Origin of the sequence: Spiroplasma endosymbiont of Megaselia nigra, from assembly GCF_003987485.1 — a bacterium.
Lineage (GTDB): Bacteria > Bacillota_I > Bacilli_A > Mycoplasmatales > Mycoplasmataceae > Spiroplasma.
Genome location: NZ_RCOO01000244.1, coordinates 1 through 1,426, shown reverse-complemented (window position 1 = coordinate 1,426; position 1,426 = coordinate 1). Strand labels below are relative to the sequence as shown.

The window sequence follows — 1,426 nt, the reverse complement described above, 5'->3', positions numbered from 1 at the left end:
ATGAAAATACAACTCGTCAAAATTTATATTTTCATAAGTATAAAGTAACAAAATAATATTGTTTTGTCAAATTATATTTTGAAAAACAATAAATTTTCAATTTTTTTAAAAATTTTTTTAATTAAATTTATTTTGTAACAAAATGAAATGAAATTATACAAAATGAAAAAATTATTAAGTTTATTAAGTTTATTAACAATTAGTGGAACTGCTGTACCAACAACAATTGCCGCTAGTCCTTATCAAAAAGAAGAAAAATTAAATAATAATATCAATTATTCGCAAATAAATAATTTAGAGACTTTAAATAGAAATAAAAGAGAAAATAATAAAAATAATAATATTGTTGCAATTTCAGAAATTGTCGTTACAACAAACGGACCTATTAACTCTTCTGGGGTTGTATTAAATAATAAAGTTTATTTTAGTTCAATTGATGGTAAAGTTTATGAATATAATCCGGCAACAGGACAACAAAAAGTTGTCATTGAAACAAATAGTTAATTTTCTTCTTCTGGGGTTGTATTAAATAATAAATTATATTTTGGTTCATATGATCATAATGTATATGAATATAATTATGCAACAGGACAACAAAAAATTGTTATTAGAACAAATGGTGAAGTTGTTTCTTCTGGGGTTGTATTAAATAATAAAGTTTATTTTAGTTCATATGATCATAATGTATATGAATATAATTATGCAACAGGACAACAAAAAATTGTTATTAGAACAAATGGTATGGTTAAATCTTCTGGGGTTGTATTAAATAATAAAGTTTATTTTGGGTCGTTAGATCATAATGTATATGAATATGATCCTGCAACAGAACAACAAAAAGTTGTCATTGAAACAAATAGTTCATTTTCTTCTTCTGGGGTTGTATTAAATAATAAATTATATTTTGGTTCAAGTGATAATAGTATTTATGAATATAATCCGGCAACAGGACAACAAAAAGTTTTTATTGAAACAAATTATCGAGTTTCTTCTTCTGGGGTGGTATTAAATAATAAACTGTATTTTGGTTCAAATTATGGTAAGGTGTATGAATATGACCTATTAGAATTGAATGATTCTGACATTATTTATATGAAAGATCAAATAAAAAGAGGGTTATATTTATATTATAAAAAACAAAACCCCAATTCTGAAATTAAAAAAATTTATAATATTAATTTAGAAAATTTAAAAGTATCTGATGTTATTATAGAATCAAAACAAAAAAATAAACCTCTTAATTTAGAGAATGAAATTAATATTTGTCCAGATTCTAGTTCAACATTTATAAACAATAGTAATTCTGAACAAATACAAAATACAATTTCTTGTTCTAAACAAGTGACAGAAACAAATACAATTCAAAAAATGAATGGATTTTCTAAATCAGAATCAACAGCAAACAATGACAATTGAACCGCTAAAT

1 protein-coding gene and 2 pseudogenes are annotated in these 1,426 nt (G+C 22.9%); all 3 read left to right on the top strand.

The genetic code is table 4. The features are described 5' to 3' along the window. Window positions 1-162: 162 nt before the first annotated feature. Entirely contained in the window at window positions 163-504 is a 342-nt protein-coding gene (locus D9R21_RS06455) for a hypothetical protein (RefSeq protein ID WP_126821540.1), read from the top strand. 21 nt (window positions 505-525) lie between these two features. Beyond that, window positions 526-708, top strand: a pseudogene (locus D9R21_RS08730) (PQQ-binding-like beta-propeller repeat protein); the annotation flags it as partial. A gap of 33 nt (window positions 709-741) precedes the next feature. Beyond that, window positions 742-1,426: pseudogene (locus D9R21_RS06445) on the top strand (hypothetical protein); the annotation flags it as partial.